Consider the following 18321-nt stretch of genomic DNA (forward strand, 5'->3'; position numbering starts at 1 on the left):
CGGACGACCCTAGCGGCCGTCGCGGCCGTGCGGACGACCCCAGCGGCCCTCGGGGCCGTGCGGACGACCCCAGCGGCCCTCGGGGCCGTGCGGACGACCCCAGCGGCCGTCGGGCATGGCAGGCTCACGGCATGGACACTTCGTCGGCAGATCGGTCCGCCGGTGCGCGTTCGCGTCTCACCCTCGACGAGGCCGTGGCGACGACTCGCACGGGGGACCTGTGGATCTTCCGCGGCGCCACCCCGGCCGACCGGGCGATCCAGACGCTGACCAACGCGCCGGTGAACCACGTGGGGATGACGGTCGCGCTCGAGGACCTACCGCCGCTGATGTGGCACGCCGAGCTCGGACGCAGCCTCCCGGACATGTGGACGGGGCGGCACCAGCGCGGCGTGCAGCTGCACGACCTTCGTAGTGCGGTGCAGGTGTGGGCCGCTCGTTACGGACAGCGCGGCTGGTTGCGGCAGATCTCGGTGGCGGTCACCCCGGATCAGGAGGACCAGCTGCTGCGCACGATCGCGCGGCTCGACGGCACACCGTTCCCGTCGACGACGAAACTGACGGGGCGATGGTTCGCGGGTCGGCTCCCACGTCGCCGCCGTGCGGCCGTCCCGTCGGGTGGGCTCGAGAGCGCCTACTGCGCCGAGGTGGTCGGTCTGACCCTGGAGGAGATGGGATTGCTGCGGCAACGGCACCGGGGGAGCAACTGGTACGACCCCGGCCGGTTCTGGAGTGGCGATCGGCTGCCGCTCGCCCCCGGTGTGGAGTTCGGTGGCGAGATCGAGGTCGTGCTCGACGAGGACGACCTCGCTGCCGGCAAGGCGGCAGGCTCGACGTCGTAGGGCCCGCGGCCGGCGTAGTCCGATAGCTGCGAAAGGTAAAGGCGATAGGTCGCTCTACACTGATAGGCGTGAGCGATCAGAGCTACCAGCCCACCCTCTCGCAGCTGCGTGCCTTCGTCGCGGTGGCCACCTACCGCCACTTCGGCACGGCAGCAGCGCGACTCGAGGTCAGCCAGCCCACACTGTCCCAGGGCCTGGCGGCTCTCGAGAACGGCCTGGGCGTCCAGCTCATCGAGCGCAGCACCCGCCGTGTGCTCGTGACACCGGTGGGCGCACGCCTGCTTCCCTACGCGGAGGTGGTGCTCGACGCCGCCGACGGCTTCGTCGACGCGGCGGCAGGAGTGTCCGACGGGCTGTCGGGCCCGCTGCGGGTGGGCTTGATCCCCACCGTCGCGCCCTACGTCCTGCCCGAGATCCTGCCCGCCCTCGACGCAGCGATGCCGGCCCTGTCGCTGCAGGTCGTCGAGGACCAGACCGCCCGGCTCCTCGACGCACTGCGAGCCGGAACCCTCGACGTCGCCGTCCTCGCGCTGCCCGCCGACGTCTCGGGTGTGATCGAAGTTCCTCTGTACGACGAGGATTTCGTCCTCGTCCTGCCGACCGGACACGAACTCGCCGGGCGCACCGACCTCTCGGTGTCCGCACTCGACGACGCTCAACTGCTGCTGCTCGACGAAGGCCACTGCCTGCGCGACCAGACACTCGACCTGTGCCGGTCCGTCGACGCACGACCGGCACTCGGCGACACCCGCGCGACCTCCCTGTCCACCGTGTTGCGCTGCGTCGCAGGACGATTGGGCATCACCCTCGTCCCGGCCTCCGCGGTCGCCGTCGAAACCGCCAGGGGAGACCTCGAGGTCGCGCACTTCGCGGACCCGGCACCCGGCCGCCGGATCGGACTGGTGTTCCGCTCGTCGTCCCCGCGCGGAGTCGACTACCGCATCCTCGCCGAGACCATCCGTGGCTGCGTGCCGCCCACCTGCCGCCCCGTCGTCTCCTGACCACGACCCCGATCAGCGCCGACCGCGTCGTGTCGATCAGCGCTTACCGCGTCGGGGTTTTCCGGGGCGCTTCCGCGCGGACGCCCCCGCCCGGCGGGACGTCTTGGGTTCCGGCGCGCGGCGCTTGGGGGCCGAGCCCTTGCGTTCGCCACGACGCGAGGTGCCGCCCGACTCGCCTTCCGGCTCCGAATCACTGCGGCGTCCACGAGAACTGTTGGCCGTCCGCCCCCGGACGATCCCGACGAACTCGTCGACGAGGTCGGTCGTCCGGTCGGTGATCCACACGAGACCCACCTGGGACGCCGGCGCGTCGACGACGGGACGGTAGGTCAGGTCGCGGCGGTGGTGCAGGCGGGCGAGCGATTGCGGCGTGACGAGCACACCCACCTCCGAGGCGACGTGCGAGATCGCGTCCTCGGTGGTCGCGGGCCGTTCGAAGGCCTCCTCACCGGGGAGGGCGACCCAGTCGAGCACGTCGTCGAGCGGATGCAGCACCGTCTCGTCGGCGAGGTCGGACACCGACACCTCGTCGACCGCCGCGAACACGTGCTCCTTGGGCACGACCACGACGGAGACCTCGGTGTAGAGCGGGATGACCGACAGGCCGTCCCGCTGCAGCGGCAGGCGCAGCAGCGCGATGTCGGCGACGTCCTCGCGCAGCGGATCCGCACCTGCCGTCGGTTCGACGGGGACCAGTTCGATCGGGACGTCCGGAATCCGTTCGTTCCACACCCGCACCCACTTCGCGGGGGTGACACCCGGGACGTAGGCCAAGCGGAAGGGTTGCACGGTCGGTTCGCTCACCGAGTCAGGCTACCGCTCCCGGGACCCGCCGCCTGCGACGATCAACCCTCGACGATCTCGAACTCATCGAACACCACTTCGCCGGCGGCATCGGACTCACCGAGATTCACCTCGCCGATCAACGCCCAGCCGTGATCCCCCTGCGGGTCGTGCAGGGTCTGACGCACCCGCCACAGTTCCGGACCCGTCTCGACGGTGAACAACAACGGCCCGCGCGCGTCGGGGCCGGTGCCGATCTCGTCGTACTCCTCGAAGTACAGCTCGAGCAGGTCCTCCCAGTCCTCGGCATCGAGACCGTCGCCGAGGGCCGCGAGTTCGTCCCAGCGTCGACGCGAGGCCAGCTCGACCCGCTTGAACATCGCGTTGCGGACCATGACCTTGAACGCACGGACGTTCGCGGACAACGGGCGAGGGGAGTCGGCGCCGAACGCGATCTGCTGCTCGTCGGATTCCGCCCCGGGGTGGGTCAGCGACTCCCACTCGTCGAGCAACGACGAGTCGACCTGGCGGATCAGCTCACCGAGCCACTCGATGATGTCCTCGAGGTCCTCCGTGCGCGCGGCGTCCGGCACCGTCTGCCGCAGCGCGCGGTAGGCGTCGGCGAGATAGCGCAGGACCAATCCCTCGGAGCGGGCCAGACCGTAGTGCGAGACCAGCTCGGAGAAGGTCATGCTGCGCTCGATCATGTCGCGCACCACCGACTTCGGGGACAGCGGGAACTCCGACACCCAGGGATGCCCACCCCGATACGTCTCGAAGGCCGGCTCGAGCAGTTCCACGAGCGGCTTGGGCCAGGTGATCTCCTCGAGCAGTTCCATCCGCTCGTCGTACTCGATGCCGTCGGCCTTCATCTGCGTGACGGCCTCACCGCGCGCGGCATGCTGCTGCGCCATGAGCACCTGACGCGGATCGTCGAGCGTCGACTCGATGACGGACACCACATCGAGTGCGTAGGTGGGGGAGTCGACGTCGAGCAGTTCGATCGCTGCGAGCGCGAACGGCGACAGCGGCTGGTTGAGCGCGAAGTCGCGTTGCAGGTCGACGGTGAGACGGGCCCGGCGCCCGAACTCGTCCGGCTCGTCGAGCTGCTGGACCACGCCCGCCTGCAGCAGCCCCCGGTACAGCGAGATCGCCTTGAGGATGTGCTTGCGCTGCGCCGGACGGGGTTCGTGGTTGTCCTCGAGCAGGTGCCGCATCGCGTCGAAGCAGTTGCCCGGTCGCGCAATGACGTTGAGCAGCATCGAGTTGCTCACCGAGAACCGCGACTGCAGCGGTTCGGGCGACGCCGCGATCAGCTTGTCGAAGGTGCCCTCACCCCACGAGACGAACCCTTCGGGTGCCTTCTTGCGCTGCACCTTCCGGCGCTTCTTCGGGTCGTCCCCGGCCTTGGCGAGGGCCCGGACGTTCTCGATCTCGTGCTCGGGGGCCTGCACGACGACCGTGCCCATCGTGTCGTATCCGGCGCGACCTGCACGACCGGCGATCTGGTGGAACTCGCGGGCCTTGAGCTGCCGGGTGCGGGTGCCGTCGAACTTCGTCAGGCCCGTGAGCAACACGGTGCGGATCGGGACGTTGATGCCGACGCCGAGCGTGTCGGTGCCGCAGATGACCTTCAGCAGCCCGTCCTGCGCGAGCTTCTCGATCAGGCGCCGGTACTTCGGCAGCATGCCCGCGTGGTGCACGCCGATACCGTGCCGGACGAGACGCGAGAGGGTCTTGCCGAAACCGGTGGAGAACCGGAAGTCGCCCAGCGCGGTGGCGATTGCCTCCTTCTCGGCCTTCGTGCACATGTTCACGCTGGTCAGGGCCTGGGCGCGCTCGAGGGCCGCGGCCTGGGTGAAGTGCACGACGTAGACGGGAGCCTGATGCGTGGTGACGAGCTCCTCGATCGCTTCCCCGATGGGCGCCTGCGAGTACGAGAAGGTCAGCGGGACCGGACGTTCGGAGCCCGAGACCTCCACCGTCGGCCGTCCGGTGCGCCGGGTCAGATCCTTCTGCAGGAAGGTCACGTCGCCGAGCGTCGCGGACATGAGCAGGAACTGTGCGTGCGGCAACTCGATGAGCGGAACCTGCCACGCCCACCCGCGGTCGGGTTCCGAATAGAAGTGGAACTCGTCCATCACGACCTGGCCGATGTCGGAGTCCGGTCCCTCGCGCAAGGCGAGATTCGCGACGATCTCGGCGGTCGCGCAGATGATCGGTGCTCCGGCGTTGACCGACGCGTCGCCGGTCATCATGCCGACCTTGTCGGCGCCGAAGACGTCGCACAGGGCGAAGAACTTCTCGCTCACCAGCGCCTTGATCGGGGCGGTGTAGAAGGTGCGCTTCCCCGCAGCGAGCGCGAAGAAGTGCGCGCCGAGCGCCACCATCGACTTACCCGAACCGGTGGGCGTGGCGAGGATGACGTTGGAGCCGGCGACGAGCTCCATGAGCGCTTCCTCCTGCGCCGGATACAGCGAGATGCCCCGATCCGTCGTCCAGGTGGTGAACGCGTCGAACAGCGCGTCGTCGTCGACGGGGTCGGGTATCAGATCGGGAAGCAGCACTTCTCCAGGCTAGTCGGAAGGACCCGACCCACCGGAGCGGGTCGCGCGGCGCTGCAGGAGCGCAGTCGGTGGCCCTGGGTCGAGTTCAGGTCAGGTGGCGCTGCGCTCGTCCGAACCCATCGCGCCGAGCACCGCCATGCGGGTCTCCGGGCCACCGCTGATCTGCGACTCGCTCACGCCCGACACGAGGAGCCGGCGCCAGCGGTCGAGGTCGAACTCCAGGGGAGCGGTGGTCTCCAGGAAGTTCTCGACCACCCGCAGGAAGCGCAGCGGGTCGTCGCGGAACGGGAAGTGGCCGGAGCCCCGGAAGATCTCGAGACGTGAACCGGGCATGGCCGAATGCGCGAGATAGGCGTGGGCGATGGGGATGACGCTGTCGTGATCGCCCCAGATGAGCTGGACGGGAAGGTTCTCCGTCAGATAACAGCGGTCGAGCATGGTCACCACCTGACCACGCCAGTCGACCACCGCGCGCAGCGTGCGCAAATACGCTTCGTAGGCCGTGGGGTCGGGGAGGTTCCCCAGCACGCGCACCAGATCCGAGGTGTCGTGCAGCAGGGCACCGGGCCTCAGTGGCGATCCGTTGACCCGGTTCAGCATCGCGCCGGCAGCGCGCAGGACGGGCATCGCCCCGGGCAGTCGCAGGACCCGCAGCGCTTCGCTGACGATCGGCACCGAGATCAGCCGCAGGGCAAGATGGACGTCCTTGGTGACCCCGCCGGACGCGACGAGCACCAGACGCTCGACCATGTGCGGGAACTGGTAGGCGAACTGCATCGCCACCCCGCCGCCGAGCGAATGGCCGATCACCGTGACCGATTCGATCCCGAGGACCGACAGCAGGTCGCGCATACCGTTCGCGTAGGCGGCCACCGAGTAGTCGGCCCGCGGCTTGTCGGATCGACCGTGCCCGAGCAGGTCGGGGGCGATCACGGTGTACTTCTCCGCCAGGTGCGGGATCACGTCCTGCCAGGTCGACGAGTCGTCACCGATTCCGTGTACGAGCAGCAGTGCGGGACCGCTTCCGGCCAGGCGGAACGCGCGTCGGTAACCGTGGATCGTGCGGAACACGATGCGGGGTTCGTTGTCCGGAACCGGGCGGAGCGTCCGGGCGCGCGGTGGAACCATGAGCGTCTCCTGCGACGTCGGTGATCGCGTGGTGGTAGTCAGGCTGCCCGACCCGTGGCCGAGAACCGGACACAACTACTACTGTGGCATGTCGCCGAAGCGTACATGTCTGTATGTGACGTCGACAACGACGATTGTGATGATCATGAAACATCCGGCGAACCCGCCGTGGTGTCAACGCGGAGCGGAATCGTCCCCGTCGTCCGGGTCGAACTCGCCGAATCCGCCGTCGCCGGTTCTTCCGTCGTCCGGACCGGGGAGATCGCCGCCGGGACCGGCGCCGCGCCGGTCGTATTCGGCGAGGAACCGCTCGAACTCCGCCCCGATCTCCTCACCCGTCGGCAGACTCTCGTCGGTCGGCAGGGGAGAGGTCTGCTGTTCCTGGGCGGCGACGTAGCTGTCGTATTGCCGCTCGAGCGCGTGCACCACGCCGAGGACCTCGGCATTGTCCTCGATGTGCTCGTCGATCTGCTCCCGCACCCGCGCCGCGGCCTCACCGAGCGCCTGCAGAGACAGCTCGAGGCCGCCGACCTCTGCGACGTTCGTCAGCAGCGTCTCGGCGGCCGCCGGATAGTCGGTCTGGGCGAGATAGTGCGGCACGTGCACGGAGAAGCCTACGGACTCGTGCCCGTGCTGGCCCATGCGGTATTCGAGCAGCGACGACACTCCCGCGGGCACCTGGAGCTCGCCCGACCAACGGTGGTGCCCCGCGATGAGGTCCTTGTTCGTCGAGTGCGCGGTGACCGCCAACGGCCGGGTGTGCGGGATCGCCATGGGGATCGCGTTGAGTCCGATGGTCCGCCGCACCCCGAACTGCTCGGCGAGCAACCGCACCGCGGTGATGAAACGCTCCCACTTCAGATCCGGCTCGGCACCCGCGAGCAGTAGGAACGGGGTGCCGGCCTCATCGATGAGCGCGTACAGGTTCAGTTCGGGCTCGGCGTAGTCCGAGAAGTGGTCGGCCTTGAACGTCATGAGCGGCCGACGCGACCGGTAGTCGATCAGTTCGTCGACGGCGAACGACGCGACGAGTTCGGTCTCCAAGTTCTCGCGCAGGTGCGTGGTCGCCAGGCGCACCGCGTGTCCCGCGTCGGCGAACCCTTCGAGACCGTGCACGAGGACGGGCCCCTCACCGTCCGGGGAGGTGAGCTGCGGAGCCGGGAATTCCAGCTCGTACATGCGGGACTGCTCGTCCATCTGCGAACCACTCCGATCACACTCAGTCTCGGCATCTCCGCCGGGGTCACCCGACGTGGCATGGTGGTGTTCGAGTCTAATTGACGCCACGACGACCGATTCCGGGGCGCACACCCTGCCCGACGTCGACGACCGAGGGAGGTTCGGATGACCCGACGCGATACTCGTCCGAGGCGCCGCGCATCGGCCGGCCGGAGCGTGGTGGCGGCCGCGTGCCTGATGCTCGCATCCGCCTGCTCCCAGACCGTCTCCGGCGACCCCCGGCCCGAACCGGCAGCCCTGACAGGAACCGCGTCCGCGCCTGCGCCTGCGCCTGCGCCTGCGATCGTCCGGGCACCGGGCGAACTGGTGCTTCCCCCCGAACGGTTTCCCGAACCGTACGTCGCGGTGGTCCTCCCACCGGAGGCGGTGGCGCAGGCGGCGCCCGACCTGACCGGGATCCAGCCCGGCTCGAGGGTCGATCCGGGCGGATGTCTGCCGCCCGCGCAGGATTACGGCCCCGAGAGCACCGCCATGGTGGTCGGTACCGACAACGCCAGTCGCGCGACGATCAGCGTCGAGGTCACCCGGCCTGCTCCGGACCTCGCCGAGTACCGCACCTATCTGACGGAATGCTCGCAGGTGGACGCCACCGTGCGGGGCATCACCTCGACCGTCTCGACCGTCCTGGGCGACGATCCCGCTGCGCCCCTCGACGGAGCCGGGACGCTGGCCCTGACCCGCACGGTCGACTCCGGTCGGGGATCGGGCGGCATGACCCAGTCGATGGCCACGCGGATCGCGCAGATCGAGGACGTGCGTGTGACGGTCACGTACATGTCCTTCGATGCGGCGGCGCCCGACACCGACAATCTCGACCGCGTGTTCCGGGAGGCCGTCGACTTCGCCGCCCGTCCCTGACGGGGGCAGGGCGCGCACCCTAACAGCGCCTGCCGACGGGATCGCCCGTCCGGCATCCGATCGCGGTGCCGCTCGCGGAGTTGTCCACAGCCGGCCGGTTCATCCCCAGAAGACCCCGGAACGGCCTCCGGCGCCGCTTGTCGTTCGGACCGATGGGCCACGGTCGGCGCATGACAACTTCCACGCCTTCGTCGTCGCATCCGCTCCGTCTCACCGATGTCGGTGACGTCATCGCTGCCCTGCCCGCACTGATGGGCTTCCCGCCGACGCGCTCGATCGTCGTGATGTGCCTGACCCCGACCGGAGACGCCCCGACCCGCCCGAACGGCAGGGTGGCGAGCATCGGCGCGGTGATGCGACACGACCTCGTCCTGCCCCGGCCGGGGGAACCCGTCCCCGAGCTCATGCGCGCGGCGTTCCGGCGCTTCTGCGCCGTCTGTGCCCGCGAGGGCGCGGAATCGGTGGTGGCCGTTCTCGTCGACGACGATCTCGCCGACCGGCACGATCCGGTGATCGCCGACCTGTGCAGGCTCGTCGACGACTTCGCCGATCATCTCGACGCCGTCGGCATCGACCTGGCGGGGGTGTACGCGCTTCCGGAGATCACCGGCGGAGCGACCTGGTTCGTGCCCGGCCAGGACATCACCGGCAGGGTGGCCGATCCCGGGTCCTCGGTGGTCGCGGCGGCCCGGGTGTTCGAGGGCAGCCCGATCCGCGGCTCCCGCACCGAACTCGCCGCGCTGCTCGCGCCGTATCCGCCGGCGGTGCGGCAGGAGGTCGCGCGGTGCATCGACGAGGTCGTCGAGACCCGCGACCGCGAGTACGAACGCTGTGCCCGTGAGGGCGGCGGCGAACGCGCCGACCGTCTCGAACTCGAGACCGTGCTCGCGCACATCGAGACGTACGCCGCCGGAACGGATCCCAGCGCGTCCGACATCGCCGAGCTGGCCGTCCTGCTCGCCAACCGCACGGTGCGGGACGCCGCCATGGGACTCGCGACCGGACCGCTCGCGCGGCCGGCGGAGCGTCTGTGGACCGAGCTCGCTCGAGCTCTGCCCGATCCCGAGCGGGCCGATGCCGCCGCGCTCGTCGGCTTCGGTGCCTACGTGCGCGGCGACGGTCCGCTCGCCGGGGTTGCGCTCGCAGCGGCCCTCGAATCCGATCCCCGCCACCGGCTTTCGGATCTGCTCGACCAGGCCCTGCAGGCGGGACTGCGTCCCGAGTCGATCCGCGGCCTCGCGGAGACCGGACACGAGATCGCGGCGCGGCTGGGACTCGAACTGCCGCGCGGCGACGAACCGTCCTGAACCGGAGTGGTGCGCTCGATCAGCGTCGAGCGGCGTGCAGACGGTCGCCGAGGGACCGGGTGAACTCCCACGCATCGGAGACGATCTCGTCGAGATCGGTGTGCTGGGGGTTCCATCCGAGCTCGGAGATCGCGCGGCTGCTCGAGGCGATGAGCACGGCCGGATCACCGGCGCGGCGCGGCGCGTCGACCGCAGCGATCGGGAGGCCCGTGACCCGCTCGCACGCCGAGATGACCTCGCGGACGGTGAAACCCTCTCCGCTTCCGAGGTTGTAGATGCCGTGGCGGCCGGGCTCGGACTTCGTCAGTGCCAGTACGTGGGCGTCGGCGAGATCCTTGACGTGGATGTAGTCGCGCACCGCGGTGCCGTCCTTGGTCGGCCAGTCGGTGCCGAAGACCGAGATGTGATCGCGCACACCGAGAGCGACCTGCAGTACCAGCGGGATCAGATGCGTCTCGACGACCCGGTTCTCCCCGGCACCGCCGTAGGCGCCGGCGACGTTGAAGTACCGCAGGCTCGTCGCCGCGAGACCGTGGGCGTGCGCGTACGACGAGATCGCGTGATCGATGGCGAGCTTCGACGCACCGTACGGGTTGGTCGGCCGGGTGGGTGCGTCCTCGGTGATCGGCACGCTCTCGGGTTCGCCGTAGGTCGCGGCGGTGGAGGAGAACACCAACCGCGGGGTGCCCGAGCGGCGGATGGCCTCGAGCAGGGCGAGGGTGGTCACCACGTTGCCCTGCCAGTACTTCTCGGGGAACTCCACCGACTCGCCGACCAGCGACTGTGCACCGAAGTGGAGGACGCCGTCGAAACGGGATCCGGAGAGCAGTTCGTCGGCGACGGCCGCGATGTCGCCCTCGACGAACTCGGCACCGGTGGGCACCGCCCCGGCGTTGCCGGTGGACAGGTCGTCGACGACCACGACGTCGTGGCCCTGCTCGAGCAACACGGTCGTGCACACGCTGCCCACATAGCCGGCGCCGCCGGTCACCAGAAGTCTCACGCTGGACATCCCCTTTTCGCATGCCCGTACCGGACATGCGAAAAGGGGTCTGGGTCAGACCTGCTTCACCTGCACGGCGTGGGCCATCTCGTCGGAAAGCTCGAAGCTGTCGTGACCGGCCACGGTGATGGACACCGAGCCCGGTCGCGTCTCGACTGTAACCCGCGCGTCGGGGACCACACCGGCCTCACGCAGCCGCGCGATGACCTCGGGGTCGGACTGGACGTACTCCGCGAGCCGGCGCACCACGACCGCGGTCGGCTTGCCGTGCGGGATCTCCGTCAACCGCACCAGCTTCTCGTCGAGGACCGCCGTGCGGTCGAGACCGAGCTGGGCCAGTCCCGGGATCGGGTTGCCGTAGGGGGAGGTGGTCGGGTTGTTGAGCACCTCCACGAGGCGGCGCTCGACCTCCTCGCTCATCACGTGTTCCCAGCGGCACGCCTCGGCGTGCACGTTCTCCCAGTCGAGACCGATCACGTCCACGAGAAGCCGTTCCGCGAGCCGGTGCTTGCGCATGACCGAGACCGCGAGGTCGCGGCCCTTCTCGGTGAGCTGCAGGTGGCGGTCGCCGGCGACCCGGAGCAGGCCGTCGCGTTCCATACGGGCCACGGTCTGGCTGACCGTCGGTCCGCTCTGTTCGAGGCGCTCGGCGATACGCGCGCGCAGCGGCACCACGCCTTCCTCTTCCAAGTCGTAGATGGTCCGGAGATACATCTCCGTTGTATCGACCAGGTCCTTCACTCTCACACCCCTTCGTCTGGGCCGATTCTAACCGTGCGAACAGGACGGTGGGGGCGCCCTCCGAGGCTCGCATGTCCGTGGGTGGACCAGTAGCGTCTGTGTCCATGACCACGAGCTCCACCGCGGCGGGCGGTACGACACAGCTGAGCGGCGATCGGATAGTGGTGTGGAGCCCCGACTACCTCGATTACCGGTGGGGTCCGACACATCCGATGAATCCCACGCGCCTCGATCTCACCATGGCGCTGTCCCGCAGTCTCGGTCTCCTCGAAGGTGTCGAGACGGTCCGCCCGTCCCCTGCGGACGACACCGATCTGCTGCGCATCCATACCGCCTCCTACGTCGACGCGGTCAAGCGCGCGGGCTCCGCCCCCGAGGGAGCGGCGCCTCCGGCCGACGCGCCCCACGGTCTCGGCACCGAGGACAACCCGATCTTCCCCCGCATGCACGAGGCCAGCGCGACGCTCGCCGGGGGGACCCTCGCAGCCGCACGCGAGATCGCGAGCGGCCGGGCCCGCCGCGCGGTGAGCATCGGGGGCGGGATGCATCACGCGATGGCCGACTGGGCTGCCGGATTCTGCGTCTACAACGACGCCGCCATCGCGATCTCGTGGCTGCTCGACCACGGCTACGACCGCATCGCCTACATCGATGTCGACGCCCACCACGGCGACGGTGTGCAGCACGCCTTCCTCGGCGATCCCCGCGTCCTGACCATCTCCCTGCACCAGCATCCCGCGACGTTGTGGCCCAACACCGGCTGGTCCAGCGAGGTCGGTTCGGGTCCGGCCGAGGGCACCGCGATCAATCTGCCGGTGCTGCCGGGCACCGTGGACGCGTTGTGGTTGCGCGCCTTCCACGCCGTCGTACCGGGCGCGGTCGCGGCGTTCCGCCCCCAGATCCTCATCAGCCAATGCGGTGCCGACAGCCACCGCGAGGACCCCCTGGCCGACCTCTCCCTGACCGTCGACGGCCAGCGCGCGTCGTATCTCGCGATGCGCGATCTCGCCGACCGCTACTGCGAGGGCCGCTGGCTCGCCGTGGGCGGCGGCGGTTACGGCCTCGTGCGGGTGGTGCCCCGGGCGTGGACCCACCTGATCGCCGCGGCGTTGGACCGCGAGATCGACCTGAGCACCCCCGTCCCGGCGGACTGGAGCGAGCGCGTCGGCGCTCTCGCTCCGAGCGTCGAACTGCCCACCGTCATGGGGGAGGGCTCCGACGTCTCGTACCTGCCGTGGGACGGACCCGGCGGCACACCGGAGACGGGCATTGCGTCCCTGGACCGTGCACTGACCCGCATCGATTCGGCGATCATCGCCACGAGGCGGGCGGCCTTCCCGCTGCTCGGCCTGGACCCGGAGGACCCCCGTGACTGACCGGCAGAATCCCGCGGCGGCACCGGACACCGCGTCTGCGGCGGGCGCCGCACCCGCACACGGCGTCGGGACGACAGGGGAGACCGACCCCGCGCGCGAGGCGGCGCTGGCGCGCGCCCGCGACTATCCGCGGCATTGGGTCGCCGACGTGCTGGCCTCGGACGGTGGTGTCGTGCACCTGCGGCCGATCGTCCCCGAGGACGCCGACGGGATCGTCGCCTTCCACGCCAAGCTGTCCGAACGAACCCGCTATCTGCGGTACTTCGGTCCGTACCCGACGATCTCGAAGAAGGACCTGTTCAACTTCACGGTCGTCGACCACAAGTCGCGAGTGGCGTTCGTCGCGGTGCTCGGCGACGAGATCATCGCCGTCGGGCGGTACGAGGGACTCTCGCACGAGGGCGACGGCCTCTCCGCCGAGGTGGCCTTCACCGTCGCCGACGCCCACCAGGGACGCGGTCTCGGCCCGATCCTGCTCGAACATCTCGCCGGCGCGGCCGCCGAGAACGGACTGCACACCTTCGTCGCCGAGGTCCTCGCCGAGAACCGGCACATGATCACGGTCTTCAGGGAGGCCGGCTACCAGGTCAGCCGCAGCTTCGAAGGGGGAGTCGTCCGGCTCGAGTTCGCGATCGACCCCACCGAGGCCCTCGTCTCGGTCCGCAACGCCCGCGAACGCGCCGCCGAGGCGCGCAGCGTGCGCAACATCCTCGGTCCCGGCAGTGTCGCCGTCATCGGTGCCTCCACCGACAGCCGCAAGGTTGGCAACGCCGTGCTGGTGAACATGCTGCGCAGCGGGTTCACCGGGCCGGTCTACCCGGTCAACGCCGAACACCGGTCCGTCCGGGGTGTCCGCGCCTACCCGACCGTCCGCGACATCCCCGACGAGATCGACCTCGCGGTCGCCGCCGTACCCGCCGAATCGATCGACTCGGTGCTCGACGACTGTCTCGCGAAGGGCGTCAAGGCGCTGCTCGTCGTCTCGTCCGGTTTCGGCGAGACCGGACCGGAGGGCCGCGACGCTGAGCGTCGGCTCACCCTGGCCGCGCGGTCGCACGGTATGCGACTCATCGGGCCGAATGCTCTCGGTGTCGCCAACAACGATCCCGCCATCCGGCTCAACGCGACCCTCGCGCCCGTGCTCCCGGCGTCCGGCAACGTCGGCTTCTTCTGCCAGTCCGGCGCCCTCGGCATCGCGATCCTCGACGAGGCCGCCAAGACGGGCGTCGGACTGTCGTCCTTCGTCTCGGCCGGTAACCGCGCCGACCTGTCCGGCAACGACTTGCTGCAGTACTGGGACACCGATCCTGCCACCGAAGTGGTGCTGCTGTATCTGGAGAGCTTCGGCAACCCGCGCAAGTTCTCGCGCATCGCGCGGCGGGTGGCGCGCAGCAAGCCGATCGTCGCCGTCAAGAGCGGCCGCCACGCGGTGCCCCCGGCGCTCGCCGCCCGGACGGGGGAGATGGACGACACCATCGTGCGATACCTGTTCGAGCAGGCCGGTGTCGTCCAGGTCGAGTCGATCGGCCAGCTCTTCGACTCGGCGCTGCTGTTCGGTTACCAGCCGCTGCCCGCCGGTCCCCGCGTCGCCGTGGTCGGCAACTCCACCGCGCTGGGCCTGCTCGCCGTCGACGCCGCCCGGGGCCAGGGCCTGCAGGCACCGGACGCGGTGGATCTCGGCGCGCAGGCGTCGCCGGAGGAGTTCGCCGAGGCCGTCGCGAAGGCGCTCGACTCACCCGACGTCGACTCGGTGATCGCGGTCTTCGTCCCGCCGGTCGCCGTCGACGTCCAGCCCTACGCCCAGGCCCTGCGCGACGCCGTCGCAGGGTCGGAGAAGCCCGTGGTCACGACCTTTCTGGCGACCGAGGGTATTCCCGACGTGCTGGCCGTACGCGGGCCGGACGGCAACCCGACGCGCGGATCCGTGCCGTCCTATCCCGGTCCGGAACGGGCCGCGCTCGCCCTGGGACGGGCCTGGCGGTACGCGAAGTGGCGCAGTCGTCCGCCCTCGCAGGTCGTGCGGCCGGCGGGCATCGACCCCGAACGCGCCCGCGGGCTCGTGGACGGCTGGCTCGAAACGACACCCGAGGGCCGCTACCTGTCGGACACCGAGGCGGCGCTGCTGCTGTCCTGCTACGGGGTCGAGGTCGCGGACTTCCGCGCCGTCACCACCGAGGAGGAGGCGGTCGCGGCGGCGGAGGAGATCGGTTTCCCCGTGGCGGTCAAGGCCACCGGTGCCCAGTGGCGGCACCGGCCCGACCTGAGCGGTGTCCGGCTCGATCTCGTCGACGCGGATTCGGTGCGGATCGCCTATCGCGACCTGGCCGCGGTGTCGGGGGAGCCGTTGATGCACGTGCAGCGGATGGCCCACAAGGGCATCGGGTGCGCGATCCGTGTGCAGGACGACCCGTCGTTCGGTTCGCTCATCTCGTTCGGTCTCGCCGGTGTGATCTCCGATCTGCTCGGTGATCGGGCCTACCGGGTCCTGCCGCTCACGGAGGACGAGGCGGTCGAGCTGATCGACGCTCCGAAGGCGGCGCCGTTGCTGTCGGGCTACCGCAACGCCGCGCCGGTGAACAAGCCGGCACTCGTCGATTTCGTCCAGCGGATCTCGGCGCTCGCCGACGACCTTCCCGAGGTGCGCGAGCTGGTGTGCGAGCCGGTGCTGGCCTCGGTGGTGGGAGCCGAACTCACCGACGCCCATGTGCGGATCGGGCCCGAACCGCACCCTCTCGACCTCGGCCCGCGCCGTCTGCGCTGACGGCGGCCTGGTGGACGTCTCACCGAACAGGCCCCGGACAGCAACGATCCCCGAGAACCCAGCCCGGTTCTCGGGGATCGGATACCGCTGACGCGCCCGGTCAGCTGGCGTAGGCGCGAAGGCGCTCGGCGCGGTCGCCTTCGCGGAGCTTGGCCATCACTTCGCGTTCGATCTGGCGGACGCGCTCACGGGAGAGCCCGAAGAGCTTGCCGATCTGATCGAGGGTGCGGGGCTGGCCGTCGTCGAGTCCGTAGCGCAGCCGGATGACCTGCTGTTCGCGCTCGTCGAGCGTCGCGAGGACGCTGCGGACGTCGCTGTGCAGGAGGCCGGCGATGACCGCGGTCTCGGCGGACGTCGCCTCGGCGTCCTCGATGAAGTCGCCCAGCGGGGCCTCCTCGTCGTTGCCGACGGGCATGTCGAGGCTCACCGGGTCGCGGCTGTGATCGAGCAGGTCGGCGATCTTCTCGACGGGGATACCCGACTCGTTGGCGAGTTCCTCGTCGGTCGCCTCGCGGCCGAGCTGCTGGTGCAGCTCACGCTTGATGCGGGCGAGCTTGTTGACCTGTTCGACGAGGTGGACGGGGAGCCGGATGGTGCGGCTCTGGTCGGCCATGCCGCGGGTGATGGCCTGACGGATCCACCACGTCGCGTAGGTCGAGAACTTGAAGCCCTTCGCGTAGTCGAACTTCTCCATCGCACGGATCAGGCCGAGGTTGCCCTCCTGGATGAGGTCCAGCAGGGGCATACCGCGTCCGGTGTAACGCTTCGCCAGCGAGACGACGAGGCGCAGGTTGGCCTCGAGCAGGTGGCTGCGAGCGGCCTGTCCTTCGCGGACGATGATCGCGAGATCGCGCTTCTTCGCGGCCGACAGACGCTTCTTCGTCTCGAGCAGGTGCTTGGCATACAGGCCGGCCTCGATCCGCTTGGCCAGTTCCACCTCGTCGGCTGCGGTGAGCAGAGCAGTCCGTCCGATACCGTTCAGGTAGACGCGAACGAGATCGGCTGCGGGGCTCTGACCGTCGAGGTCGGAATCGAAGCGAGCGGTGGTTTCGGGGCGTGCCATGACGTGCCTCCTCATCGGTGGTGTCTCACAGGGTTCAACGACCGGCGAAGCGGTGGAGTTCCCGTCGGTCTCCGAGTACCACCGCGCTGACCTGCACTAACCCGATGAGCTCCTGAGAAGTTGCTGAGAGAACCGAATCGTGGAACCTCAGGAACGCCCCGAAGGGGGTCAGGCGGGCTCGATCAGCCCGTGCCGCACCAACCCGTGCACGAGGCCCACCGCCTGCGCGAGGAGGTCGTCCTCGTCCTCGCCGTGCGCGGCCGCGAGCAGCGACACGAGATCCCCGAGCGGCAGGCCGTCGGCGCGCATGCCGCCGAGCAGGGCGGCCGCGAGGTCGTCCACCTCGTGCTGCCAGGCCGGACCGCCACCGCGATGCACCCGCGCGACCACCTGGTCCCACCCGTCCTCACCGGGCAGGTGCACCCGCTCGAGGGCCGTGTCGGGCCGCACCGCGAAGCGGGCGTCGAGCACTTCGTGCGTACGCAACCAGTCGAGGCGCCGGAAGTAGTCGATCGCCTCGTCACCCAGCGCGTCGGTGAACGCGTGCCGCAGGTCCTCGGCCATCACATCGGACGGCAGGTCGGTGCGGCGCAGGTAGACGAACCCGAACCCGACGCCCTCGACGCCGTGCTCCTCGAAGTGGTCGAGCCACTGCTCGGCGCGCACCGCGACCTCCGGCTCGCGTTGATCGGCGTCACCGTCGCGCAGCCACGTCCCGACGTAGAGGGCGGGATCGGCGACATCGCGCTGCACGATCCAGGCGTCGACGCCGTGTGACGGCAACCACGATGCGACGCGGGCCCGCCAGTCCTCACCCTCGACGTGCACCCAGGACGCGAGCATCGCGGCGGTGCCGCCGGGATTCAGGTGTTCGGCGGCCTGCGAGATCATGAGGCGGCTGGCGCCGTCGAGGTCGAGACCGGAGTCGCGGTAGCTGTGCTCGACGCGTCCGGCGCTCACCACGAACGGCGGATTCGCGACGATGCGGTCGAAGGTCCGGCCGGCGACCGGCTCGAACCACGACCCCTCGAGAAGATCGATGTCGATCTCGTTCAACGCGGCGCTCGCGGCGGCCAGGGTCAGACAGCGGGGATTGATGTCGGTCGCGGTGACCTCGTCCGCGTGGTCCGCGGCGCGGATGGCCTGCACCCCGCAACCGGTGCCGAGATCGAGCACCGAACCGACCCGATCGGTCGGGGTGGCCTGCAGCAGCGACAAGGAGGCCTGACCGACGCCGAGGACGTGATCGGGACGGGTCGGGACGGGACGGATCGAGCCGTCGAGATCGGACAGCACCCAGCGGCTGCCGGTCCCGGCGTCGAGGGGCCGCAGGTCGAGAGCGGCCCGCACGCCGTCGCCGTCGCGTTCGACGAGTCCCGCCTGCACGGCCTGCTCCGTCGTCACCGGAGCGAGAGCCTGCGCGACCTCGTCCTCGGGGCAGGTGTCCTGGAGGAGGAACAGCCGCACGAGCACGCCGAGATCGCCCGCACCGCGCGCGATGCGCCGGGCAGGGACGGGTTCGCTGCGCCCGAGGGCGGCGTGCGCCTCGGGGCCGAGCAGTTCCCGGACGGTGTCGAGGTCGTAGCGGCACCGGATCAGTGCGGTGCGCAGAGCCGGGCAGAGAGACAGAAGAAGGTCGCGGTCCACCACGA

The 18321-nt window shown here is 70.0% G+C and carries 14 protein-coding genes; 6 read left to right on the plus strand and 8 right to left on the minus strand.

Annotation, left to right across the window (positions count from 1 at the left end):
• The first annotated feature begins 131 nt into the window (after nucleotides 1-131).
• Nucleotides 132-842: a hypothetical protein gene (locus AC0LPE_RS09945; protein WP_016692718.1), complete on the plus strand. Its 711-nt coding sequence runs from the start codon at nucleotides 132-134 to the stop codon at nucleotides 840-842.
• Nucleotides 843-910: 68 nt separating this feature from the next.
• Nucleotides 911-1843 carry a hydrogen peroxide-inducible genes activator gene (locus tag AC0LPE_RS09950; protein ID WP_490606113.1) on the plus strand — a complete coding sequence of 311 codons (933 nt, stop codon included), beginning with the start codon at nucleotides 911-913 and terminating at the stop codon, nucleotides 1841-1843.
• A gap of 36 nt (nucleotides 1844-1879) precedes the next feature.
• Here the strand turns inward: AC0LPE_RS09950 and AC0LPE_RS09955 are convergent, their stop codons facing one another.
• From AC0LPE_RS09955 to AC0LPE_RS09970, 4 genes are all read right to left on the minus strand, one after another.
• The gene (locus tag AC0LPE_RS09955) at nucleotides 1880-2647 is read right to left on the minus strand and encodes a LysR substrate-binding domain-containing protein (RefSeq protein WP_490606114.1); all 768 of its coding nucleotides are present in this window, start codon (nucleotides 2645-2647) and stop codon (nucleotides 1880-1882) included.
• Nucleotides 2648-2688: 41 nt separating this feature from the next.
• Entirely contained in the window at nucleotides 2689-5193 is a 2505-nt protein-coding gene (locus tag AC0LPE_RS09960) for a DEAD/DEAH box helicase (RefSeq protein WP_160875965.1), read from the minus strand.
• A 90-nt stretch (nucleotides 5194-5283) separates the two neighbouring features.
• Complete coding sequence (locus AC0LPE_RS09965; protein ID WP_006551325.1) at nucleotides 5284-6321, minus strand: alpha/beta fold hydrolase; 1038 nt, start codon at nucleotides 6319-6321, stop codon at nucleotides 5284-5286.
• A 174-nt stretch (nucleotides 6322-6495) separates the two neighbouring features.
• Nucleotides 6496-7518, minus strand: a complete 1023-nt coding sequence (locus tag AC0LPE_RS09970) for a proteasome assembly chaperone family protein (RefSeq protein ID WP_160875967.1) — start codon at nucleotides 7516-7518, stop codon at nucleotides 6496-6498.
• Between the two features lie 147 nt (nucleotides 7519-7665).
• On the opposite strand from AC0LPE_RS09970, the gene AC0LPE_RS09975 reads away from it, so the two are divergent.
• Nucleotides 7666-8418 (plus strand): sensor domain-containing protein, encoded by a 753-nt coding sequence (locus AC0LPE_RS09975; protein ID WP_490606115.1) that lies wholly within the window; start codon nucleotides 7666-7668, stop codon nucleotides 8416-8418.
• A gap of 170 nt (nucleotides 8419-8588) precedes the next feature.
• Nucleotides 8589-9725: a DUF4192 domain-containing protein gene (locus AC0LPE_RS09980; RefSeq protein WP_088898203.1), complete on the plus strand. Its 1137-nt coding sequence runs from the start codon at nucleotides 8589-8591 to the stop codon at nucleotides 9723-9725.
• A gap of 19 nt (nucleotides 9726-9744) precedes the next feature.
• Here the strand turns inward: AC0LPE_RS09980 and galE are convergent, their stop codons facing one another.
• Complete coding sequence (gene galE, locus AC0LPE_RS09985; RefSeq protein WP_172414945.1) at nucleotides 9745-10737, minus strand: UDP-glucose 4-epimerase GalE; 993 nt, start codon at nucleotides 10735-10737, stop codon at nucleotides 9745-9747.
• A gap of 45 nt (nucleotides 10738-10782) precedes the next feature.
• Complete coding sequence (locus AC0LPE_RS09990) at nucleotides 10783-11469, minus strand: iron-dependent transcriptional repressor DtxR (RefSeq protein WP_016692727.1); 687 nt, start codon at nucleotides 11467-11469, stop codon at nucleotides 10783-10785.
• Nucleotides 11470-11573: 104 nt separating this feature from the next.
• Here AC0LPE_RS09990 and AC0LPE_RS09995 point away from each other — a divergent pair, with 104 nt between their 5' ends.
• Nucleotides 11574-12845: an acetoin utilization protein AcuC gene (locus AC0LPE_RS09995; protein WP_026061234.1), complete on the plus strand. Its 1272-nt coding sequence runs from the start codon at nucleotides 11574-11576 to the stop codon at nucleotides 12843-12845.
• A gap of 106 nt (nucleotides 12846-12951) precedes the next feature.
• Complete coding sequence (locus tag AC0LPE_RS10000; RefSeq protein WP_051033001.1) at nucleotides 12952-15606, plus strand: bifunctional acetate--CoA ligase family protein/GNAT family N-acetyltransferase; 2655 nt, start codon at nucleotides 12952-12954, stop codon at nucleotides 15604-15606.
• Nucleotides 15607-15706: 100 nt separating this feature from the next.
• Here the strand turns inward: AC0LPE_RS10000 and AC0LPE_RS10005 are convergent, their stop codons facing one another.
• Both AC0LPE_RS10005 and AC0LPE_RS10010 read right to left on the minus strand, forming a co-directional pair.
• Nucleotides 15707-16669, minus strand: coding sequence for a sigma-70 family RNA polymerase sigma factor (locus AC0LPE_RS10005; protein WP_016692730.1), 963 nt, complete (start codon nucleotides 16667-16669; stop codon nucleotides 15707-15709).
• A gap of 168 nt (nucleotides 16670-16837) precedes the next feature.
• Nucleotides 16838-18316, minus strand: a complete 1479-nt coding sequence (locus AC0LPE_RS10010) for a DUF7782 domain-containing protein (RefSeq protein ID WP_490606116.1) — start codon at nucleotides 18314-18316, stop codon at nucleotides 16838-16840.
• Between the last annotated feature and the right edge of the window lie 5 nt (nucleotides 18317-18321).

Source organism: Rhodococcus sp. S3 (assembly GCF_058211795.1).